This is a genomic window from Dyella sp. KRB-257 (assembly GCF_049445995.1).
Taxonomy (GTDB): Bacteria; Pseudomonadota; Gammaproteobacteria; order Xanthomonadales; family Rhodanobacteraceae; genus Dyella_A.
On record NZ_JBMSDZ010000023.1, the window covers coordinates 22,706 to 42,952 of the forward strand.

Sequence of the window (20,247 nt, forward strand, 5' to 3'; positions counted from 1 at the left end):
TCACGTGCTGCTCCCCGGGTCGAAGATGGATTCGATCGGCTGCCCGAACAGCCGCGCGATCTTGAAGGCCAGCGGCAGGCTCGGGTCGTACTTGCCCGTCTCGATGGCGTGGATGGTTTGCCGCGACACGTCCAGCCGCGCGGCCAGATCCGCCTGCGACCAGCCCTGCTCCCCGCGCAGGTCGCGCAGGCGGTTGTTCATGGTCGGGCGTACCGCCGCGCCACCGCCCACTTGGCCAGCCCGTAGCTGCCGAACAGCGCCGGCATCACCAATATCGCCACCAGGAATGCCGGCACCCTGGGAAACGCGCCCACGCTCAGCAACAGGCCGTAGCTGAAAAAGCCGAAGCCGGTGACCAGGGCGGCGATGGCGAACGCTTCCAGATCGATGCGCCGCTCCAGCTCATCCTCGTCGCGGATCAGCCGCACCACCGCGCGGATCACGCCGATCACCGGCAGCAGCGGGGCGATCGCCAGCACGAAGCGCCAGGGGCTGGCTAGCAGCCGCGGCGCCAGCACGCCGTACAGCACGATCAGCACCACATAGGCACCCATCGCGGTGAAGAACTCGCGCAGGTAGCGGCTGTGGATGGCGCGCATCACGGCGGCGTCCCGGCACGATCGCCGGCATGATCGCGGCGATCGCGGCGCCAGCGGCGCCAGCGGCGCACCGCCGCGATCGCCGCGAAGACGATGCACGATCCGCCGATGCCGACGAGCATGCCCGCACCGGTGCCGTCCAGCCGCCCGCGCCACCAGGCGGCCAGCAGCACCACGCCCATCAGTGCCGCCACCAGCAACAGGCGCAGCGGCAGCGACCACACCGAGGCCTGCTCGCACTCCGTACTGCCGCCGTAGCGGCGGGTGATCACCCACCAGCGCGTCAGGCTGTAGGTCACCATCATCACCGGGAACACCCAGATCAGGATGCTGCCGTCCAGCGGCACCGCGCCGGCCGCCGCCAGCAGGCCGCCGGTCAGGCTCAGCGCCGCCAGCACCGCGCTGGCCACGCCCAGCGCGACCAGATGCACGCGCTGCTCGAACTCGTCGCTGTGCGCCACCTTGCGCGCCATCAGGGCGATCACGTAGAGCATCGGCAGGGCGGGCACCGCGGCCAGCAGAATTTTCAGCCAGAGCCCGGGCGTGGTCCGCGCCAGCGGCCACACCAGCACCATCGTCACGACATAGACCAGCATGGTGATGCTGACGTGGCGCTGGTACGCGCGCTCGCTCAGACGCTTCATGGCGCCGCTCCCCCGCCCTTCCGGCTCGTACCCGGATCGGCCGTCGCACCCCACGAGCCACCGTGCATTCCCCACTCCATCGCCCACCCCTGTAAAGCACCCTTGACAGCAAGATAAGTGGTGCGCCGCCCTGTGTCAAGCATGCTTTACAAGGATGCGGGTTATCGGCTCTTGGCCCCGAAACTTGATAGACGAAACTGTGATGTAATTTGCAGAATGTGACGATCTGCGTCGAATCTTCACAGTGTCCGTCACACTTTCACGGCTTCGCCAAAAAACGCCCCTACCCAAGAAGGGCGAGAATTATGCGACTGACTGCGCGCCATTCCATAGTGGCACGCCGTGTGCTTGGAAGGATCCGGCCACATTTCACTTACATGCAGGGGAAAACCATGCTCGTCAACAAGACGCTGCTCGCCACCTTGATCGCGATCGGGATCGCCGCCGTTATTCCGGCCGGAAGCGCCGATGCCGCAACCTCGGCTACCGCCAGCGGCCAGACCACCTTCAAAGTGACTCTGCAGCCGGTACTGGTCCTGGACTACTACCAAGAGATCGATCTCACGGTGGACTCGGCCGCACTGAATACTCTGGTCAGCGGGGCCGGCAACACCAAAACCACTCAGGCTGTCACCGCCACGGCTTCTGGCGCATCGCTGTCGGCTGATGCCGCGCTCAAGACCAGCACCGGCGGGCTGAAGAACATCAGCCTCACGTTGAAAAATACCTGGTCGCTGCGCTCCATCCTGGGCAAAAGCAGTCAGACGACGGTAGCGATCGGCCTGAACAGCGCCAACGGCAGCAGCGCCACGCTTTCCGGCACGGCCGACAGCAACTCAAAGATCGCCCTGAGCGCTCCGGGCACCAGCTTTACCGGCAGCACCGGTGGAACCGGCTTTGCCAACCCGGTCTATGGCGATGTCACGATGACGATGGACATGAGCAACGCCACGAGCGCCGATACCTATACGGGCGCCACCATCTATATCACCGCTACTTCCACCTGATCGCAGTTGCACCTGCCACGATGTTCAGCCTGAGGTCGACCGCAACGGCACCGCTGTGGGTGCCGTTGCTCTTCTGGACGGCTGCGGCCTCGGGAGCAAGTGCCGCCGGGGGGAGGGTGGTTGGCCCGGCCTCCATCCAGAACAGTGCCAGCGGCGCGCGATTCGGTGCGCCAAGGATGCGTGCTCCCGCTGCGGCGCGCAGGTGCAGTGTCTACTTCGACGCCACTGGGCAGCTGAATTTCATTCCGCCGCCTTCCGGCACCGCCCTGACCCCCACCATCGGCCCGCTTACGCTGTTCCCGGGCGGCCCGGCTTTTGCCCACGGCACACGCGGCGTGACCGCAAGGGCGAGCGGTGCATCGCTGATCGCCGACACCGGCATAAATCAAGTCACTCTGGTCCAGCCACAGCCATCGGCAACCATGGACCCGGTCAAGGGCATTGCCTGGTTCGCCACCAGCACCGGTTGCAACGCTGGGAGCCTGAGCGCGACGGTCACCAGCTTGCCGGCTGCTGGAGCCGGCATCCTGCTCGCTCGCCTCAACGGCTTCAACACCACCATGACGGCAAGTTACAGGCCATCGCTGATGTCCGAGGGACTTTACTTGTGCCTTCTGGGCAACGGCAACGGCAACGGCAACGGCAACGGCAACGGCAACAACAATAACGGTTACGTGCTGTGCTCGGTGTGGCGAGTCGACATCACGCTCTCGTTCCTTACCCAGACGATCGCAGGCAATGGCGCGGGCTCTTACAACCTCACGATCGATCAAGTCACCTTGACCTCGCCATGAACCTCGCCACACGCTTCATCGCCTTGGGGGTCACCCTCGCGGCAATCGCATTTCATCCGCTGCACGCCCAGGTCGCACTGGCGCCGCAGATGGCGGACTTCTCGCTGGATGGCCCGGGCAAGACCCACTCTTTCCGCCTGAGCAACGAGGCCAAGCTGCCGATGCATGTGGTGGTGACCGTCAGCAACTGGACCATGGACGCCAACGGCAAGGTCGACATCGCCGCCACCACCGAGCAGTCTCTCGACAGCTGGGTGCAGATCAACCCAACCCGCTTTACCGTGCTGCCCGGACAGTCGCAGGTGGTGCGTTATGCCATCCGGCCGGCGGTCCCGCTGGTTTCCGGCGAGCATCGCGCGATGATTTTCTTCACGGAGGACCCCGACGCCGCGGCGAAAGCAAAACCAGCCACCTTGCGCGTCTACTTCCGCATCGGCGCGGCCATCTATGCGCATGTGGGGCCGGTTCACCGCAATGGCGACCTTGTCGCACTGGGCACAGACGCTCAGGCCGCGGTGTTCACTTTGCGCAACACCGGCAATGCCACCTCGCGGATGGTCGGCCAGTACGCATTATGGCGCACCGATGCCTATCCGACGCACGACGCCGTCGCTTCCGCGCAACTGGATACGTCTTACCGCCCGCCAAAAGGCCTGCTCCGCTTTGGCAAGCTGCCGCAGGATGCGGTACTGCCCGGTGCCATCCGGCACTCCACACTCTCCTTTGGCAAGGCCTCGCTCAGTCCAGGACACTACGTGCTGGCGGTGGAAGGGACATTCGGCGACAGCGCGTTCAACCGCGTCGTGCGCTTCGACGTGCCCGCCAAGAAGGATGAACCGTAGCGTGGGGCTCGTGGCCGGTTGCACTCATCGGTCCGCGGTGTTGGCTGCTCGATTGGCAGCGCGCACTACGCCGCCCGCCCCCCCGATGCAGCGGTCGCGCGCCGCCGATACTCCTCCTCTGCGCTGACAGAGACCCACGCGTGCGCATGCAGGCTGGTTCATCCCACCGGTTGCATGACCGTCCACGTCATGGCGATGGGTTTGCCATGGCATGGATTATTTGGCTGGCTGGCCTGTTCATCCTGCTGCCGGCTCGAGCGGTTGCTTCCGATCCGACCGCGCCACTACTAGCTGGGCTATTCGTCAACGGCCGCGACAGTGGCACAACCGTGAATCTCCTGCGCGAGCCGGATGGCCACTACACCGTCGATATCGACCAGTTCGCCGCGGCAATCCAGACCCGGGTGCAACGCAGGAGGGAGGATCTGCAGCTACCCACGCCTCTCGGCGTGGCTTCGCTGCAGAACTCATGGCTCATACGTCATGGCAAATCGACCTACGTGGCCGTGGATCGACTGGCTCAGGTGTTGGCCGGCAAGATCGACTTCGACCCCGGCGAGTTCGCCCTCAACGTAAAGCTCGCTTGGACTCCAGGCGCGCCGCAGACCGATGGCATGACGGGCATCTACCCAAGCGGCACGCATGTACCGGATATTCGGGCGCCATCGGCCAGCCTCTCGACCATTCACAGTGAGATCTACCTGACCCGTCAGGCCGGCAGTCAAAGTCTGGCCACGTTAACCGACCTGCAGGGCGCGCTGGGTCCAGGTTCATGGCGCACACGCATCCTGACCTCGCCCGGTGGACAGCAGTCCATGCGCAGCTACGGCTGGACCCTGGACCGTGGCAGGAGTCGGCTATACCTGGGTCACAGCGAAGTTGCACTTGATCCGCTGCTGCCCATCGCAAATCTCACTGGCGTGCAGGCGGCATGGAGCAGTCGGCCCGACATCAGCTACGGCGACAATCTGCAGAACAACCAGATCGTCGCGACTCAGACGCTGGGCGGACAGACCCTCAGTGGCCGCGGCCCCCCCGGCGGCATCGCCGAACTGCGGATGGATGGCCGGGTGTTGTCCCGCACATCGATCCAACTCGATGGCCACTGGGAATTCCGCGACGTCAACGTGCGCGGCACACAGTTTACCGAGGTGGCGCTGTACGAGCGCTTCGGGGACGGCACGCCAACCCGGGTACTTCCGGTCAGCGCGGCCTATAGTCCGCGCTCGCTGCCTGCACACATGTTGGTGGCCTACGCCGGCGCTGGAGCCAATGGCAATCCACTGGACCGGGCGATAGGAATCCACGGCGCCGGCGGATTCTCTCAGCTGCGGTGGGGAATTACCGACCATCTCACTGTCGAGGCGGCCACACAGCGGGCCGACGGTCGCAATTACGGCGTGGCCAACGCCATCGTGGCAGGGGGTGCGCTGGGCACCTGGGGGTTCGGCGTGGCGCGAAGTGGCAACGCCAACGGCTGGGACGTACAGGGTTCTGGCCAACATGCCGGGTGGTACTGGAATGTTTTTGCACGTCAATACGCTGCCGGCTACTTCACTGACCAGATCGGCATCCAGAGTGACCGCTACGGCGAACTTGGCGCACAACTCACGCCGAAGCTCGATGTTTCGCTCGTGGGGCGGGACGCCACCGACCCTTACCTCGCTGCGCACTACCGTTTCGTAAGACCTGCGGTGAGCTGGCGACCCACCGATCAACTAAACTTCAGCGCTCGCCCGGACTACAATGGCGCTTATACGTATACCGCTTATTGGGCGGCCTCGACGCAAACCCGCTTCAATCTCAGCCGCTACGCGGGCGTCAGCCAGCTGGAGCTGACCCACGCCATGCAACACGGAATGCAGCTCGATGTGGCTGCTACCCGCGATCCCAGGCTGGGCACCCGCTACTCTCAGACACTCAGTGGGCTATGGCGAAATAGCCATCCGGTGTCATGGTCGGTCGGGTTGCTGGAAGGAAGCGGCCGTATTGGTTACCTGCTCGACGGTGCAATGGAGACGATTCCCGGGCTATCGGTGCACGCGCAGCTCTACAACGATCCGGTCTTCCGCTCATTCGGCGGTGGCCCGACTTTCCAGCTTTCCATCGTGGCGGACTTCGCGGTGACTCCCTCTGGATTGGCGCGCGGCAGTTACTCGCCGCTTTACATGCGTCAAGGAGCCGTATCCGGGCGGCTCGACGGCGAACTTCCTGCGAATGTCCACCGCTCGGATCTAGCCGGTGTGACCGTGCTGGTGGATGGCGCACCGCACGGCACGGTGGACAGCGGCGGCCGCTATCTTGTCAGTGGCCTTGCCCCGGGGGTGTATCAATTAAAGCTGGACAGTGAATTTTTGCCGATCGACCTGCAACCGCCCGAGCACCAACCGTGGGTGGAAGTCCGTGCCGGCGCCACCACTCGTGCAGACTTTGTGCTGCAGCTTCGACTCGGATTTGCCGGCCGCATCACGCGGCATGACGGGCGTCCCGCCGCCGGTGTCGAGGTGTTGGTGATGAATGCCAAAGGCGAGATCGCGGGCCGCGCAGTGACCAATCCGCGGGGCTACTATCGAATCGACGAATTGCCGCCGGACGAATACACCGTAAGAACTGGGTCAGTCATACATTCGGTCACGTTGAAGCGCAGCTTTATGTACGGTCAAGATCTGACGCTGCCGCCGGACTGATCCTGAGATCGACGCACCAGCCGTGAGGGCTTTTCCTGTCGGGTTACACGCACAAGTCCGCCCTAGCCGCCAGATCCTCTGACCCCCGCCTTGCAGTAGCGATGTGGGGACTGCCACCATCCTGGATGCAGCGCGCTTCGAACGTTGCGACTGGCGTCTGTACCAGGGATCCATGGGCTTCATCAGGCACCGCCAGACCGTGGGCCGCCCGCCATGCGCGTACTACCGCGGCGGCACCGGCATCTACACGCACGACAAACCTCGTTCCACTCGTGGCCGCAGGCACGGCCGACGAAAAGCACAACGCGAGGAGTCCGGTACCAATACAACGAATCAGCAAAGAACCGCGTACAGCGCTCATGTCGAAACCCTACATCCGCGGGGTTGGCGGGTGTCCGAAGGGGTTTTCGGCCCGCACCGTCGCGTCTTGATAGGCTCCGCCCGGGCGCCCGTCGTAATTGCGATGCAGATCACACAAAATGTGCGGGTGCAGCATGCGTCGCGGAAACGTGCACCACCGCACGTTATTCGCGTCGGCTTCTCGACGGCAATGTGATCAGGGCGTTAACGTATTGTGGACGTCATCGACTACGGCCCGCGGCCGATGCATCCGCACCGCGCCGCGTACCGGCCCGGGTATCCGCTCAGCGCGAGGAGATGTACTTCTCGCGGCGGATCTGCGGCACCGGCAGGCCGAATTCCTTCAGCGCGGCGAAGGCGGCGTCGACCATGTTGGGGTTGCCGCACAGGTAAGCGATGTCGCGGTCGGCCGCGGGGGCCAGCTCGGGCAGGGCGGCCTGCACATGGCCCATGCGGTCGCTCGGTCGGGGCTCGGTGCGGGCCTCGCGGCTCAGGCAGCTCAGGTAGGTGAAACCCGGATGCGCCTGGGCGAAGGCGGTGAACTCCGCGTCGTAGAGCAGCTCGGCTTCCTGGCGGGCGCCGTACAGCAGCACCACTTCGCGCTCGCCCGCGGCGAGCAGTTCGGCCAGCTGCGGCAGCATGGCCCGGTACGGCGTGACGCCGGTGCCGGTGGCCATCAGCAGATAGCGCGGCAGCGCGTCGCCGTCCTGCAGGCAGAAGCGGCCGTAGGGACCGCTGGCCTCCACCGTGCCGCCGTGTTCCAGGCCTCCCAGCAGCGCCGTGGCGGCGCCGCCTTCCACGTAGCTCACGGCGATCTCGACCTGCTGCACCGGCGAGCGGCCGTCGCCCACCGTGGCCACCGAATAGCTGCGCTTGGTCGGCGTGCCGTCGGTGTAGGCGAAGTGGATCTGCAGGAACTGGCCCGGCATGAAGGCCAGCGGCTGGCCGTCGACCCGCTCGAACACCAGGTGGCGCACGGTGGGCGCCAGCATGCGGCTGTCGACGAGGCGGAGCGGGAAATGATCGGCCATGAGCTTCCGGAAACGGTGCGTGCACCCGGCGAGCCCGGGCGGCGTGGGTCAGCCACGTATAATAGGCGGCTTGGTCCTCACGGTGCAGCCCATGTCCACGCAACCCAGTACAACGGTTCCGGCGCTCGTCGTCGACAACCTACGCAAGACCTACGGCAACGGCGTCGAGGCGCTCAAGGGCGTCAGCCTGACCGTGCAGCCCGGCGACTTCTTCGCCCTGCTCGGCCCCAACGGCGCCGGCAAGTCGACCCTGATCGGCATCCTCTCCTCGCTGGTGAACTCCACCGGCGGCGACGCGCAGGTGTTCGGCGTGTCGGTGAACAGGCAGCGCAACGAGGCGATGAAGCTGATCGGCCTGGTGCCGCAGGAGATCAACTTCAACCAGTTCGAGAAGCCGTTCGACATCTGCGTCAACGAGGCCGGCTTCTACGGCATCCCGCGGAAGATCGCCGCCGAGCGCGCGGAGAAATACCTCAAGGAATTGCGCCTGTGGGACAAGGCGCACGACCAGGCGCGCATGCTCTCCGGCGGCATGAAGCGCCGCCTGATGATCGCCCGCGCGATGATGAACGAGCCGCGCCTGCTGATCCTGGACGAGCCCACCGCCGGCGTGGACATCGAGATCCGCCGCTCGATGTGGCAGTTCGTCAGCGGCATCAACGCGGCCGGCACCACGGTGATCCTCACCACGCATTATCTGGAGGAAGCCGAGCAGCTGTGCCGCAACATCGCGATCATCGACCACGGCAGCATCGTGGAGAACACCACGATGAAGCGGCTGCTGGCCAAGCTCGACTCGGAGACCTTCGTGCTCGACGTCACCGCCACACCCGAGCCGCTGCCGACGCTGGCCGACATCGCCCTGCGCCGCGTCGACGAGCACACGCTGGAAGCGGAGATGCCGCGCACGTCCGATCTCAATGCGCTGTTCGCGGCACTGAGCGCGCACGGCATCCGGGTGACCTCGATGCGCAACAAGACCAACCGGCTGGAGGAGCTGTTCGTGCGGCTGGTGGAGAACGGGCGGGACAAGGCGGCGTGACCGCCGTTCTCCCTCTCCCCTGACGCAGTCGGGGGAGAGGGCCGGGGTGAGGGGGGCCTTCCAGTTTGACCTCCCTCATTTCCGCAAAAGCAAAAAAAAAGCGAACAGCTTCCCCCTCACCCCAACCCTCTCCCCCGGCGCAGCCGGGGGAGAGGGAGCAACAAGCCAAAGGCGAAAAGCATGAGCAACACATCCGCCAACATGGTCGCGCTGTACACCATCGTGCGCCGCGAGATCGCGCGCATCACGCGCATCTGGACGCAGACGCTGATCCCCCCGGCGATCACCATGACGCTGTACTTCGTGATCTTCGGCAAGCTGATCGGCAGCCGCATCGGCACCATCGAGGGCGGCTTCAGCTACATGCAGTACATCGTGCCGGGCCTGGTGATGATGTCGATCATCACCAACAGCTACGGCAACATCTCCAGCTCGTTCTTCGGCGCCAAGTTCAGCCGCGCGGTGGAGGAGATGCTGGTCTCGCCGATGCCGAACTGGGTGATCCTGCTCGGCTACGTCACCGGCGCCGTGGTGCGCGGGCTGGTGGTCGGCGTGCTGGTGCTGATGATCGCGCTGTTCTTCACCTCGCTGCACGTGGTGCACCCGCTGCTCACCTTCCTCTCGGTGCTGCTCGGCGCCACGATCTTCTCGCTGGCCGGCTTCGTGAATGCGGTGTACGCCAAGAAGTTCGACGACATCGCGCTGGTGCCCACCTTCGTGCTCACCCCGCTCACCTACCTGGGCGGCGTGTTCTATTCGATCAACATGCTGGGCGAACCGTGGCAGGCGATCTCGCGGATCAACCCGATCCTGTACATGGTCAACGCGTTCCGCTTCGGCGTGCTCGGCGTCAGCGACGTCGGCATCGGCACCGCCTTCGCGGTGATGGTGCTGTTCGTGGTGGTGCTGTCGGCGGTGGCGCTGCAGCTGCTCAAGCGCGGCGTGGGGCTGCGCTCCTGACATGAGCCTGTAGGAGCGCACCCTGTGCGCGAAAAATCTTCCGGGGCCGGATAAAAGCGATCGCGCACAGGGTGCGCTCCTACACGGGTGCTGTGGCATGCGCGTCAACAAATACATCAGCGAAGCCGGCCTGTGCTCGCGCCGCAAGGCGGACGAGCTGCTGCTCGCCGGGCGGGTGACGATCAACGGTGAAGCCGTCACCACTGGCGCCAAGGCGCTGGAAGGCGACGAGGTGCGCGTGGACGGCGAGATCGTCAGGGCGCGCATCCTCGCCGCCACGCCGGCGGCGAAGAAAGCGGTCTATATCGCGCTGAACAAGCCGGTGGGCATCACCTGCACCACCGACCAGAGCGTGGACGGCAACATCGTCGACTTCGTCGACCACCCGCAGCGCATCTTCCCGGTCGGCCGGCTGGACAAGGATTCCGAGGGTCTGATCCTGCTGACCAGCAACGGCGACATCGTCAACGAGATCCTGCGCGCCGAGAACCGCCACGAGAAGGAATACCTGGTGGCGGTGAACAAGGCGGTCACCGACGAGTTCCTCGCCGGCATGAGCCGCGGCGTGCGCATCCACGGCCAGACGACCCAGCGCTGCCGCGTGCGGCGCATCGCCAGGTTCGGCTTCGGCATCGTGCTGACCCAGGGCCTGAACCGGCAGATCCGCCTGATGGCCGCCGCGTTCGGCTACCGCGTGACCCAGCTGCGCCGCGTGCGCATCGACAACATCAGGCTCGGCCACCTCAAGCCCGGCCAGTGGCGCAAGCTCACCGACGTGGAACTGAAAGGCCTGCTGCCGAACCGCACGCAGTGGTGACGCCCGACGGGTGAAACGCGGCGCCGTGCGATCATGGCGCATGACTTCCTTCGCCTCGCTGCCGCTCAAGCCCGCCCTGCTCGCCAGCCTCGACACCCTCGGCTACGCCACCATGACCCCGGTGCAGGCGCAGAGCCTGCCGCCGATGCTGGCCGGGCGCGACGTGATCGCGCAGGCGCAGACCGGCTCGGGCAAGACCGCCGCGTTCGGCCTCTCGCTGCTGCAGGGCATCGACGCGGACACCATCCGCCTGCAGGCGCTGGTGCTGTGCCCCACCCGCGAGCTGGCCGACCAGGTCAGCAAGGCGATCCGCAGGCTGGCGGCGAACATTCCCAACGTGAAGCTGCTGACGCTGTGCGGTGGCATGCCGCTGGGGCCGCAGCTGGCCTCGCTGACGCACGATCCGCACATCGTGGTGGGCACGCCCGGGCGCGTGCAGGAGCATCTCAAGCGCGGCAGCCTGCACGGCGGCGGCATCAAGGTGCTGGTGCTGGACGAAGCCGACCGCATGCTCGACATGGGTTTTTCCGAGGCGATCGACGACATCGTCGGGCGCATCGCCAAGCACCACCAGACCCTGCTGTTCTCGGCCACCTACCCGGACGAGATCCGCGCGGTGAGCGCACGCGTGCAGCGCGATCCGGTCGAGGTGACGGTGGCGGCGCCGGTCACCCAGCGGCCCTCGATCGAGCAGCGCTTCCTGCGGGTGGAGCCGGCGCAGAAGCTGGACGCGCTGGCGCAACTGCTCACTACCGAGCGAAGCGGTCCGGCTGCACGCGCGCAGGCGCTGGTGTTCTGCAACATGCGCAAGGACGTCGACGCGGTGGCGCAGGAACTCGACCGCCGCGGCTTCTCCGCGCTGGCCCTGCATGGCGACATGGAGCAGCGCGACCGCGACGAGGTGCTGGTGCGCTTCGCCAACCGCAGCTGCGCGGTGCTGGTGGCCACCGACGTGGCCGCGCGCGGGCTGGACATCGCCGCGCTTCCGCTGGTGGTGAGCTTCGACATCGCGCACGACCCGGACACCCACATCCACCGCATCGGCCGCACCGGCCGCGCCGGCGAATCGGGCCTCGCGCTGACCCTGGTCACGCCGCGCGAAGGGCCAAAGGCGGACAACATCGAGCAGGTGCTGGGCGCGCCGCTGCGGCGCGAAACGCTCAGGGTGCAGCCGCCGCGCGGCAAGACGCTGCAGCTGGCGCCGATGAAGACCCTGGTGATCGACGCCGGCCGGCAGGACAAGCTGCGCCCCGGCGACATCCTCGGCGCGCTCACCGGCGACGCCGGCCTGCAGGCGGCCGACATCGGCAAGATCGACGTGTTCGCCACCCGCGCCTACGTGGCGATCAGCCGCGAGCTGGCCAACAAGGCGCTGGAGCGGCTGCGCGCCGGACGCATCAAGGGCCGCAATTTCCGTGTGCGCGCGCTGGGCTGACGCCGGCGACCGGCCACGCGGCCGCCGACGGCCGCAAGGGACAACGCGGGAGGGAATCCGAATGTGCGCCGCGACCGGCGCGGCGCGCCAGCATCAGTGGCAGGTGCTGCAGGCCGGCATGGTCATGGCCGCACGTGTCAGCCGCACCACGTCGAGATCGGTCAGTGCCTGCGTCGACATGGCGAGCGCCGGATGGACCGGATGGGCCGGGAGCGGGATGGAGTCTTGCGCGGCGACGCGGACGGTTTCGCCAGCCATCGCGCCACTGGCGATCACGGTCAACACAAACACCGCGGACACGGAACGAATCTTCATGCTGTGCACCCTCTCTGCAGTGAGATGCGCCGGGGTGTCGCCTGCCTCACGGATCGCCCAAGGCGGACACGATGCCGGTCTCTGTCCTTACCGATTTCTGAGCGTAGCGCCGAAATCCGCGCGCCACCAGTGCGGGGGCGATGCTGCACTGCATGACGATCCGGCAGCCCGCGCGGCCTTGTCCCGCTCCGCTTCGGGCCGCCCTGCGCAACCTGCATCAGGCTTCATGCACCCACTGCGCGGCATCCCGCCCGGCCCGGCGGCCACTGGCAAGGCAGGCGGTGAGCAGGTAGCCGCCGGTCGGCGCCTCCCAGTCGAGCATCTCGCCGGCGCAGAACACGCCGGGGCGCGCGCGCAGCATCAGGCGCTCGTCCACCAGCGCCTCGAAACGCACGCCGCCGGCGGTGCTGATCGCCTCGGCGATCGGCCGCGGCGCGCGCAGGCGCAGGGGCAGCGCCTTGATCAACCCGGCCAGCGCGATGTGGTTGGCCAGCGTGGCCTTGTCGGCCACTTCGAACACCAGCGCGCACTTGACGGCATCGAGCCCCGCGCGGCGGCGAAGCCAGTCGCCGATGCTGTGCTTGCCACGCGGCGCGCCCAGGCGCGACACCAGCGTGTCGAGCGGATGGCCCGGCGCCAGATCCAGCGTGAGCCGCGCCTCGCCACGCGCCACGATCTGATCGCGCAGCGCGGGGCCGATCGCGTAGACCAGGCTGCCCTCGATGCCGTACTGGCTGATCACGCATTCGCCCTGGCGCCGGTGCCGCCAGCCGTGGCGGTCGTGCCACTGCGCCACCACCGCCTTGAGCGGCGCGCCGGCGAAGCGGCTGGCCAGATGCTCGCCCCATGGGCACTCGAAGCCGCAGTTGGCCGGCGCGAGCGGCGCCGTGTCCACGCCGGCGGCCTGCAGGGTGGCCATCCAGGCACCGTCCGACCCCAGCTGCGGCCAACTGCCGCCGCCGAGCGCCAGCACGGCGGCGTCGACGCGCACGGTCGTCTCGCCGGACGGCGTGGCGAAGCGCAGCGCACCGTCGTCCCATCCCAGCCAGCGGTGGTGCATGTGGAAGCGCACGCCGTCGGCATGCAGCCGGCGCACCCAGCGACGCAGCAGCGGTGCGGCCTTCAGGTCGGCGGGAAACACCCGGCCGGAGCTGCCGACGAAGGTCTCCACGCCGAGCCCGCGCACCCACGCGCGCAGGGCATCGGCATCGAAATCGCGCAGCCAGCCGCCCACCTCGCCCGCGCGCTCGCCGTAGCGAGCGACGAAATCGTCGAACCCCTCGCCGTGGGTGAGGTTCAGCCCGCCCTTGCCGGCGAGCAGGAACTTGCGGCCCACCGAGCCCATCGCGTCGTAGAGGTCCACGCCGATGCCGGCGGCGCACAGTTGCTCGGCAGCCATGAGTCCGGCCGGCCCGCCGCCGATCACGGCGGCACGCGGTGGGGAGGATTCGATCATGCCGCGCATGGTCGCATGCCGAAGGTCGGGTGGTGCGCGGCGCGCGCCCTGCGCATACTCGGGCGATGCGCCATGCGCGCACCACCTGCTCGATCCACCGAGGTTCCGCCCATGCCCCGACTCCGACTGCTGCTTTCCGCCGCCCTGCTCGCCGCCGCCAGCGGCGCTGTCGTCGCGCAGGATGCCGCGCAGCCGCGCGAACAGACTTCCCTGCATGCGCTGGCCAGCGCACCGAGCGAAGTGCGCCTGCACGACACCATCGCCCGGCTGGTCGGCTTCGGCACCCGCCACACGCTGTCCGCTACCAAGTCCGACAAGCGCGGCATCGGTGCCGCGCGGCGCTGGGTGAAGGGGCAGTTCGAGGCGATCTCGCGCGACTGCGGCGGTTGCCTGGAGGTGGTCACGCCGTCGCAGGTGTTCACCGGCGAGCGGATTCCCAAGCCCACCGAAGTGATGGACGTGGTGGCGATCAAGCGCGGCAGCAGCGATCCGGACCGGGTCATCGTGATGAGCGGGCATCTCGACTCGCGCGTCACCGACATCATGAATGCGACCAGCGACGCCCCCGGCGCCAACGACGACGCCTCCGGCGTGGCCGCGCTGATGGAAGCGGCACGGCTGCTGTCGAGGCAGGACAACCGCGCCACCCTGGTCTTCGCCGCGCTGTCCGGCGAGGAACAGGGCCTGTACGGCGGCAAGGTGCTGGCCGATTACGCCGTGGCCCACGGCTGGCAGGTGGAGGCCGATCTCAACAACGACATCGTCGGCAACAGCCGCGGCCAGAACGGCGTGCGCGACAACACCACCGTGCGCGTGTTCAGCGAAGGCACGCGCAGCACCGAGACGGCGAAGCAGGCGCGCATCCGCAACTACTTCGGCGGCGAAGTGGATTCCCCCTCGCGCAACGTGGCGCGCTACATGGCCTCGATCGCCGACCAGTACCTGCCGGACCTGCGCGTGAAGATGGTCTATCGCACCGACCGCTACGGCCGCGGCGGCGACCAGGTGGAGTTCCTCAAGGCCGGCTATCCGGCGATCCGCGTCAGCGAGGGCCACGAGGACTACACCCGGCAGCACCAGGACCTGCGCACCGAGCACGGCATCCATTACGGCGACACCATCGATGGCATCGATTTTTGCTACCTCGCCCGGGTCACCGCGCTCAATACCGCGACCATGGCCGCGATGGCCAATGCGCCGGCGCCGCCGACGGGGGTGAAGATCGAGGGCGCGCTGGCCACCGACACCACGGTGAGCTGGCACAAGGTGCCCGGCGCGGCCGGCTACCGCGTGCACTGGCGCGACACCACCGCGCCGCGCTGGCAGTACGTGCGCGCGGTCGGTGACGTCGACAGGGCGGTAATCAGGGACGTGGTGATCGACGACTGGTTCTTCGGCGTGTCGGCGGTCTCGGCCGACGGCTACGAGAGCCCGGTGGTGTTCCCAGGTTCCTCCGGCAGCTTCGAGCGGCAGGCGCCGGAAGCGGCGCCCGCGGCGCAGTGATCGTCCGCGGCGGGCGCCACCGGCGTCAGTCGCGCTGGAACGGCACCCGTTCGGGCATGTGCAGATAAAAGCCCTGCGCGAGATCCACCCCCATCTCGCGCAGCGCCTGCATCACCGCCCCGCTGCTTACCCACTCGGCCACCACGGTGAGCCCGATGCGGTGGCCGATGTCGGTGGCCGCGCGCACCATCGCGTGGCTCACCGGGTCGTCCAGCATGTCGTGGATGAAGCTGCCGTCGATCTTGATGATGTCCACCGGCAGGTTCTTCAGGTAGGCGAACGAGGACATGCCGGCGCCGAAGTCGTCCAGCGCCATCTTGCAGCCCACTGCGCGCAGCCGCTGCATGAAGCGCGCGACCTGCGAGAGGCGGCGCACCGCCACCGTCTCGGTGATCTCGAAGCACACCCGGGCCGGATCGACCCGGTGCAGCGCCAGCAGCTCGATGATGCGATCGGCCAGCGCGTCATCTTCCACGCTGGCGCCGGAGAGATTGATGGTGGCCAGCTGCAGCGCGGTACCGGCCGGGTGCAACTGGTCGAAGTGCGACAGCGCGGTCTCGATCACCCAGCGGTCGATCGTGGGCATCAGGCCGTAACGCTCGGCCGCGGGCATGAAGGCGCCGGGCAGCACCAGGTGACCGTTGTCGTCGCGAAAGCGCAGCAGCAGCTCGATGTGCACGCCGTCACCCGCGTGCGCCACCAGCGGCCTCAGCTCCTGGTAGGTCAGCAGCAGGCGCCCTTGCTCGGCCGCCCAGCGCAGCCGGTTGGCCCACTCCATCTCGCTGCGCCGACGCGCGGTTTCGTCGTCGTGCTCGGAGTAGAAGTGCACGCGGTTGCGGCCCAGCTCCTTGGCCATGTAGCAGGCGGTGTCGGCCTGCGCGAACAGCTCGTGCAGGTGCGCACCGGGCCGGTCGATCAATACGCCGCCGACGCTGGCGCTGATCGAGTAGCTGCGCTGCTCCCACATGAACACGTAGCTGTCGATACGCGCGCGCAGCCGCTCGGCCACCGCCTCGGCCGCGTCCCGCGTGGCCACCTCCGGCAGCAGCACGCCGAACTCGTCGCCGCCGAGCCGCGCCAGCACGTCGTGCCGCGCCAGCTGCTCGCGCATCAGCATCGCCAGCTGGGCCAGCAACTGGTCGCCGGCCATGTGGCCGGAGGTGTCGTTGATCAGCTTGAACTGGTCCAGGTCGATATAGAGCAGGGCCGCGACCGGCGCACCGTCGGCCACCGCCGCCATCGCCGCGGCGAGCCGCCGCTCGAACTCGCGCCGGTTGTACAGATCGGTGAGCGTGTCGTGGCTGGCCTGATGGCTGAGCCGCTCGTTGAGCTGGCGCTGCTCGGTGATGTCGGCGGCCACCAGCAGCAGCTTGGGCACGCCATCGAGCTCCACCCGCGCGATCGACACGCTGGCCCAGAACTGCAGGCCGCGCCCGTCGCGGAGCAAGGCATCGACGCAACCGACCTGCTCGCCCTGCGGATCGCGCAGCCAGCGCCGGATCGCCGGGGCGTCGAACATGTCCTGCAGCGTGCGCCCGACCAGGCTTTCGCCGAGCCGGTCGCGCGAGGCCTGGTTGGCGTAGGTGACGCGACCGTCGGCGGCGTCGGCCAGCACCACCAGCGCCGGCAGCAGCTCGTTGAGCGCGCGGAAGCGTTCCTCGCTCTCGCGGTAGCGATGGCTCATGCGCCAGCCCAGCTCCACCGCCCGGCGCTGGGTGCCGGCCACCGACCACACCAGCAGCGCCAGCAGCAGCGTGATCAGCAGGCCCGACGGCAGCAGCGATTGCGACCAGCCGAACGTCGGCTCCGGCTGCATCCGGTAGCGCATGACCACCCGCCAGACGCGGCCGCCGTAGTGCAGGTCGCGGGTGAAGTCGCCGCCACCGGCGATCGTCGCCGCAGGCTGCGAATCGAACAGCGGCCGGGGCGCTGCGGTCACGTCGCTGACCTCCACGTGCAGGCGCTGGAGCGCATCGGGGCTGAAGGCGCTGCCCACCCACTCGGACACCCGGAACGAGGCCGCGATGGAGCCGACCAGTCGGGCACTGCGCTCGGCTGCCGACGCCGGCGGCGTGCCCTCGCTGTAGATCGGCAGCCGCAGCGTGACGCCCAGGATGGGTCGCCCCGCCGCGTCGGTCTGCACCAGCTCGAACGGTGCGGTCAGGCTGGACTGGTTGCTGTCGCGCGCGGCCACCAGCGCGGCCAGGTTGCGCGCCTGCTTGGTGATGTCGAGCCCGAGCAGGCGCTCGTTGCCGGCCAGCGGCTGCACGCGGCGGGTGATATAGCGCTCCTGGCCGTCCGGGCCGATCTCGCGCTGCGCGTAGGCCAGCGCGATCAGGCTGGGAAACAAGTCGCGCGGACGCAGGTTCTGGTAGAAGTGCGCGAAGTCCGCCCCGGTGACGTCGTCCGAGGCGATATACAGCGTCTGCAGCGCGCGCATCAGCAGCTCCGAGGAGGCCATCCGCGCCTGCAGCGCCGCATAGTTCTTGTCGGCCAGCTGCTGCATGGCGGCGCGATCGGCGGCCTGCTGGCGCACGCGCTGCTGGTGGTGCAACAGCAGCGTGAGGCCGACGCCCAGCAGCAGGGTGAGCAGCACCCAGAACCATGTCCGCGACCCCTGCGGCGGACGGGTGGCCATGCCGTCCGTGGTGACGGCGGGCAGTGAGGCCTGGCTGGGCAGGGACGAAGCAGGTAGCTGGCTCAAGCGGTTGTCCGTGTTGCCGGCGGGCACTGCCGGCTATCTGAGCACATCAGACCCGCGCGCGCAGTACGGTTTTGTGAGGTGGCGCGGAGGTGGCGCACCGCCTGGGCACTGCCTGCGCGCTCTACTACGGCCGCAGCGGCACCCTTACGACTACGACGCGGCACTGTGAGCGGCTCTGGAAGTGCTGTTTCTTTAGAAGCAGCAACTAAAGAAGAAGAACCCGTGTTCGTGTTCCACCAGCCGCGAGGGGTGCAGCTTCACCTGCGTGTCGCCCCAGCCCACAGCCTCGCGCAGCTCGCGCCGGGTGAAGCGCGCGGCGTCGCGTGGGATCGCCTGCGCAGCGCTCCGGACCCTGACCAGCTTCAGCAGGCGCCGCGTCTGCACTATAGTGTCTATGCAAGCCGGTACTTTTGAGAGGTACCCCTACCATGCCGCTGTCGCCCGTTCGTGTCGTGCTGGACATGGCCAACTTCGCCGAGCGGCCGCGCACCCTGCGCAGCCAACGCAACATCAACCAGACCCGCTTCGCCGAGTTGCTCGGGGTCAGCCCGCGCGTTTACAACCGCTGGGAGACCGGCGACGCCGTCCCGCACTTCGATACCGTGGTCAGGATCGCCCAGGCGCTGGACGTGAGTCTGGACACACTGGCCGGCCGCACCGAACCGGCCGACCACGGCCTGCTGCGCAACCCCGAGCTGCACCAGCTCTACCGGCAGGTGGACGAACTGCCCGACGAGGACCAGCAGGCGCTGATTCTGGTCATAGACCGTTTGATCAAGTCCTCGCGCGTCAGCCGCGCCGTCGGCGCCACGCCCGCACGGCGGCCGCGCAGCCACCCCCGGGCGCAGGCCCGCAGCTAAGAGAGAACCCCATGCCCGCCCCGCAACCCGTCAATACGGTCGTCGAGAAGCTCCGCCGTCTGCCGCCCGAGCGGGTCGCCGAGGTCGAGGACTTCATCGATTTCCTCGCCAGCCGCGACACCGATCGCGGCCTGGTTCGCGCTGCGCAAGCCGCCAGCACCCCCGCCCTGCAAACGCTCTGGGACAACGCCGACGATGCCGCCTATGACCGGCTGTGAGTTCGGCGATGTCGTCCTGGTGCGGTTCCCGTTCACCGATCAGGTCGGCGCCAAGCAGCGCCCGGCAGTGGTCATCAGCCGCACCGAGTATCAGCGGCAACGCCCCGACGTGATCCTGCTCGCGATCACCAGCCAGGTACGGCCGGCGTTAGGGTTTGGCGAAGCGCTGATTGCCGACTGGCAGGCCGCCGGCCTGCTCAAGCCCTCCGTGCTCAAGCCGATCGTGTTCACCGCCGAGCAGGCCCTGCTCCGCAAGACGCTCGGCCGGTTGCAGGCCGGTGACCGGCAGACGCTGCATCAACTGCTGCACACGCTGCTCGGCGAGTGAGCGCAGCGGCTAAAAGAGAACCCGCCAGACGCAACAAGGCCCGCAGCGATGCGGGCCTTGTGCTTCGGGGCGCGGGTTAATTGCCTACGTCCCTGAGGTTTCCCTTTACTCTACCCTACGGGACCTCTCAAATATGAAAGCCGGCTCATAATCGTGACCAAAAACCAGTGCACTCTTCGCATCGGGTAAATGCTGTTCCAGCCACGCCTCCCAGCCTCGAATAACTTCGGCTGACCCTGGCGATGATGTCGCGCAACGCTCGTATCCTCGTGATTCTAAAAAGCGGAGCCCAGCATCGGCATCCGGCAGAACAACTGCCATGCGATAACCCGCTTGCGCCTGCTTCCCAAACTTCACCATTGCATTAGTAGCGATGCCATGTTTTAGATCAATTCGCTCCGACACTCGCGGATTTTCGTCAACGGACGTGACTTCTCCTCTCAAAAGCACCACAGAATCCCCCGTCGCCAGCGCATCATTCAAAAGCGCTTGGTAGAACCTGATTCCGTGAGCTCGTTCGGTCGGATCCATGCTGCGCTTGGGTTCCGCCCTCATGCCGGGTTCACCCTATGGGTGAAGATGCTGTTTCGACATTCCGCGCACTTCGCGTCGCGCATTTAGCCGTTTATACTTCCATATCAATCT

The 20,247-nt window shown here is 67.3% G+C and carries 21 protein-coding genes; 12 read left to right on the forward strand and 9 right to left on the reverse strand.

Annotated elements, in window-relative coordinates; all coding sequences use genetic code 11:
* The 3 genes from ACO2Q2_RS14765 to ACO2Q2_RS14775 are packed head-to-tail and all read right to left on the reverse strand — an operon-like array spanning position 1 to position 1,243.
* Complete coding sequence (locus ACO2Q2_RS14765) at positions 1-201, reverse strand: helix-turn-helix transcriptional regulator (protein ID WP_423256688.1); 201 nt, start codon at positions 199-201, stop codon at positions 1-3.
* On the reverse strand, positions 198-599 hold the full coding sequence (locus ACO2Q2_RS14770; protein WP_423256732.1) for a hypothetical protein: 402 nt from the start codon (positions 597-599) through the stop codon (positions 198-200). The genes ACO2Q2_RS14765 and ACO2Q2_RS14770 overlap by 4 nt, the downstream gene beginning before the upstream one ends.
* Complete coding sequence (locus ACO2Q2_RS14775; RefSeq protein ID WP_423256690.1) at positions 599-1,243, reverse strand: hypothetical protein; 645 nt, start codon at positions 1,241-1,243, stop codon at positions 599-601. The genes ACO2Q2_RS14770 and ACO2Q2_RS14775 overlap by 1 nt, the downstream gene beginning before the upstream one ends.
* Before the next feature lie 392 nt (positions 1,244-1,635).
* Between ACO2Q2_RS14775 and ACO2Q2_RS14780 the strand changes: the two genes are divergently transcribed.
* The 4 genes from ACO2Q2_RS14780 (at position 1,636) to ACO2Q2_RS14795 (ending at position 6,573) form a co-directional block, all read left to right on the forward strand.
* On the forward strand, positions 1,636-2,250 hold the full coding sequence (locus tag ACO2Q2_RS14780; protein WP_423256692.1) for a hypothetical protein: 615 nt from the start codon (positions 1,636-1,638) through the stop codon (positions 2,248-2,250).
* Positions 2,251-2,426: 176 nt separating this feature from the next.
* The gene (locus ACO2Q2_RS14785; protein WP_423256694.1) at positions 2,427-3,044 is read left to right on the forward strand and encodes a hypothetical protein; all 618 of its coding nucleotides are present in this window, start codon (positions 2,427-2,429) and stop codon (positions 3,042-3,044) included.
* Complete coding sequence (locus ACO2Q2_RS14790; protein WP_423256696.1) at positions 3,041-3,886, forward strand: hypothetical protein; 846 nt, start codon at positions 3,041-3,043, stop codon at positions 3,884-3,886. Before ACO2Q2_RS14785 ends, ACO2Q2_RS14790 begins: the two co-directional genes overlap by 4 nt.
* 206 nt (positions 3,887-4,092) lie before the next feature.
* Positions 4,093-6,573: a carboxypeptidase regulatory-like domain-containing protein gene (locus ACO2Q2_RS14795; protein ID WP_423256698.1), complete on the forward strand. Its 2,481-nt coding sequence runs from the start codon at positions 4,093-4,095 to the stop codon at positions 6,571-6,573.
* A gap of 644 nt (positions 6,574-7,217) precedes the next feature.
* On the opposite strand, the gene ACO2Q2_RS14800 is transcribed toward ACO2Q2_RS14795, so the two are convergent.
* Positions 7,218-7,964, reverse strand: a complete 747-nt coding sequence (locus tag ACO2Q2_RS14800; protein WP_423256700.1) for an FAD-binding oxidoreductase — start codon at positions 7,962-7,964, stop codon at positions 7,218-7,220.
* Positions 7,965-8,055: 91 nt separating this feature from the next.
* Between ACO2Q2_RS14800 and ACO2Q2_RS14805 the strand changes: the two genes are divergently transcribed.
* From ACO2Q2_RS14805 to dbpA, 4 genes are all read left to right on the forward strand, one after another.
* A complete protein-coding gene (locus ACO2Q2_RS14805; protein WP_423256702.1) occupies positions 8,056-9,006 on the forward strand; it encodes an ABC transporter ATP-binding protein in 951 nt (316 codons plus the stop codon).
* A gap of 180 nt (positions 9,007-9,186) precedes the next feature.
* Complete coding sequence (locus ACO2Q2_RS14810) at positions 9,187-9,966, forward strand: ABC transporter permease (protein ID WP_423256704.1); 780 nt, start codon at positions 9,187-9,189, stop codon at positions 9,964-9,966.
* A 97-nt stretch (positions 9,967-10,063) separates the two neighbouring features.
* Positions 10,064-10,783: a pseudouridine synthase gene (locus ACO2Q2_RS14815; protein WP_423256706.1), complete on the forward strand. Its 720-nt coding sequence runs from the start codon at positions 10,064-10,066 to the stop codon at positions 10,781-10,783.
* A 40-nt stretch (positions 10,784-10,823) separates the two neighbouring features.
* Positions 10,824-12,218, forward strand: coding sequence for an ATP-dependent RNA helicase DbpA (dbpA, locus tag ACO2Q2_RS14820; RefSeq protein WP_423256708.1), 1,395 nt, complete (start codon positions 10,824-10,826; stop codon positions 12,216-12,218).
* 93 nt (positions 12,219-12,311) lie between these two features.
* On the opposite strand, the gene ACO2Q2_RS14825 is transcribed toward dbpA, so the two are convergent.
* Both ACO2Q2_RS14825 and ACO2Q2_RS14830 read right to left on the reverse strand, forming a co-directional pair.
* Positions 12,312-12,533 (reverse strand): hypothetical protein, encoded by a 222-nt coding sequence (locus ACO2Q2_RS14825; protein WP_423256710.1) that lies wholly within the window; start codon positions 12,531-12,533, stop codon positions 12,312-12,314.
* A gap of 217 nt (positions 12,534-12,750) precedes the next feature.
* Positions 12,751-13,989 carry a TIGR03862 family flavoprotein gene (locus ACO2Q2_RS14830; RefSeq protein WP_423256712.1) on the reverse strand — a complete coding sequence of 413 codons (1,239 nt, stop codon included), beginning with the start codon at positions 13,987-13,989 and terminating at the stop codon, positions 12,751-12,753.
* Between the two features lie 111 nt (positions 13,990-14,100).
* Between ACO2Q2_RS14830 and ACO2Q2_RS14835 the strand changes: the two genes are divergently transcribed.
* Positions 14,101-15,492 carry a M20/M25/M40 family metallo-hydrolase gene (locus ACO2Q2_RS14835; protein WP_423256714.1) on the forward strand — a complete coding sequence of 464 codons (1,392 nt, stop codon included), beginning with the start codon at positions 14,101-14,103 and terminating at the stop codon, positions 15,490-15,492.
* 25 nt (positions 15,493-15,517) lie between these two features.
* Here ACO2Q2_RS14835 and ACO2Q2_RS14840 read toward each other — a convergent pair whose 3' ends face one another.
* Both ACO2Q2_RS14840 and ACO2Q2_RS14845 read right to left on the reverse strand, forming a co-directional pair.
* On the reverse strand, positions 15,518-18,196 hold the full coding sequence (locus tag ACO2Q2_RS14840) for a bifunctional diguanylate cyclase/phosphodiesterase (RefSeq protein WP_423256716.1): 2,679 nt from the start codon (positions 18,194-18,196) through the stop codon (positions 15,518-15,520).
* Positions 18,197-18,388: 192 nt separating this feature from the next.
* Positions 18,389-18,580 (reverse strand): hypothetical protein, encoded by a 192-nt coding sequence (locus ACO2Q2_RS14845; RefSeq protein WP_423256718.1) that lies wholly within the window; start codon positions 18,578-18,580, stop codon positions 18,389-18,391.
* Positions 18,581-18,624: 44 nt separating this feature from the next.
* Here ACO2Q2_RS14845 and ACO2Q2_RS14850 point away from each other — a divergent pair, with 44 nt between their 5' ends.
* The 3 genes from ACO2Q2_RS14850 to ACO2Q2_RS14860 are packed head-to-tail and all read left to right on the forward strand — an operon-like array spanning position 18,625 to position 19,602.
* Positions 18,625-19,056 (forward strand): helix-turn-helix domain-containing protein, encoded by a 432-nt coding sequence (locus ACO2Q2_RS14850; protein WP_423256720.1) that lies wholly within the window; start codon positions 18,625-18,627, stop codon positions 19,054-19,056.
* Positions 19,057-19,067: 11 nt separating this feature from the next.
* Positions 19,068-19,274: a hypothetical protein gene (locus tag ACO2Q2_RS14855; RefSeq protein ID WP_423256722.1), complete on the forward strand. Its 207-nt coding sequence runs from the start codon at positions 19,068-19,070 to the stop codon at positions 19,272-19,274.
* Positions 19,261-19,602 carry a type II toxin-antitoxin system PemK/MazF family toxin gene (locus ACO2Q2_RS14860; RefSeq protein WP_423256724.1) on the forward strand — a complete coding sequence of 114 codons (342 nt, stop codon included), beginning with the start codon at positions 19,261-19,263 and terminating at the stop codon, positions 19,600-19,602. The genes ACO2Q2_RS14855 and ACO2Q2_RS14860 overlap by 14 nt, the downstream gene beginning before the upstream one ends.
* 105 nt (positions 19,603-19,707) lie before the next feature.
* Here the strand turns inward: ACO2Q2_RS14860 and ACO2Q2_RS14865 are convergent, their stop codons facing one another.
* A complete protein-coding gene (locus tag ACO2Q2_RS14865) occupies positions 19,708-20,133 on the reverse strand; it encodes a hypothetical protein (RefSeq protein ID WP_423256726.1) in 426 nt (141 codons plus the stop codon).
* Positions 20,134-20,247 lie beyond the last annotated feature (114 nt).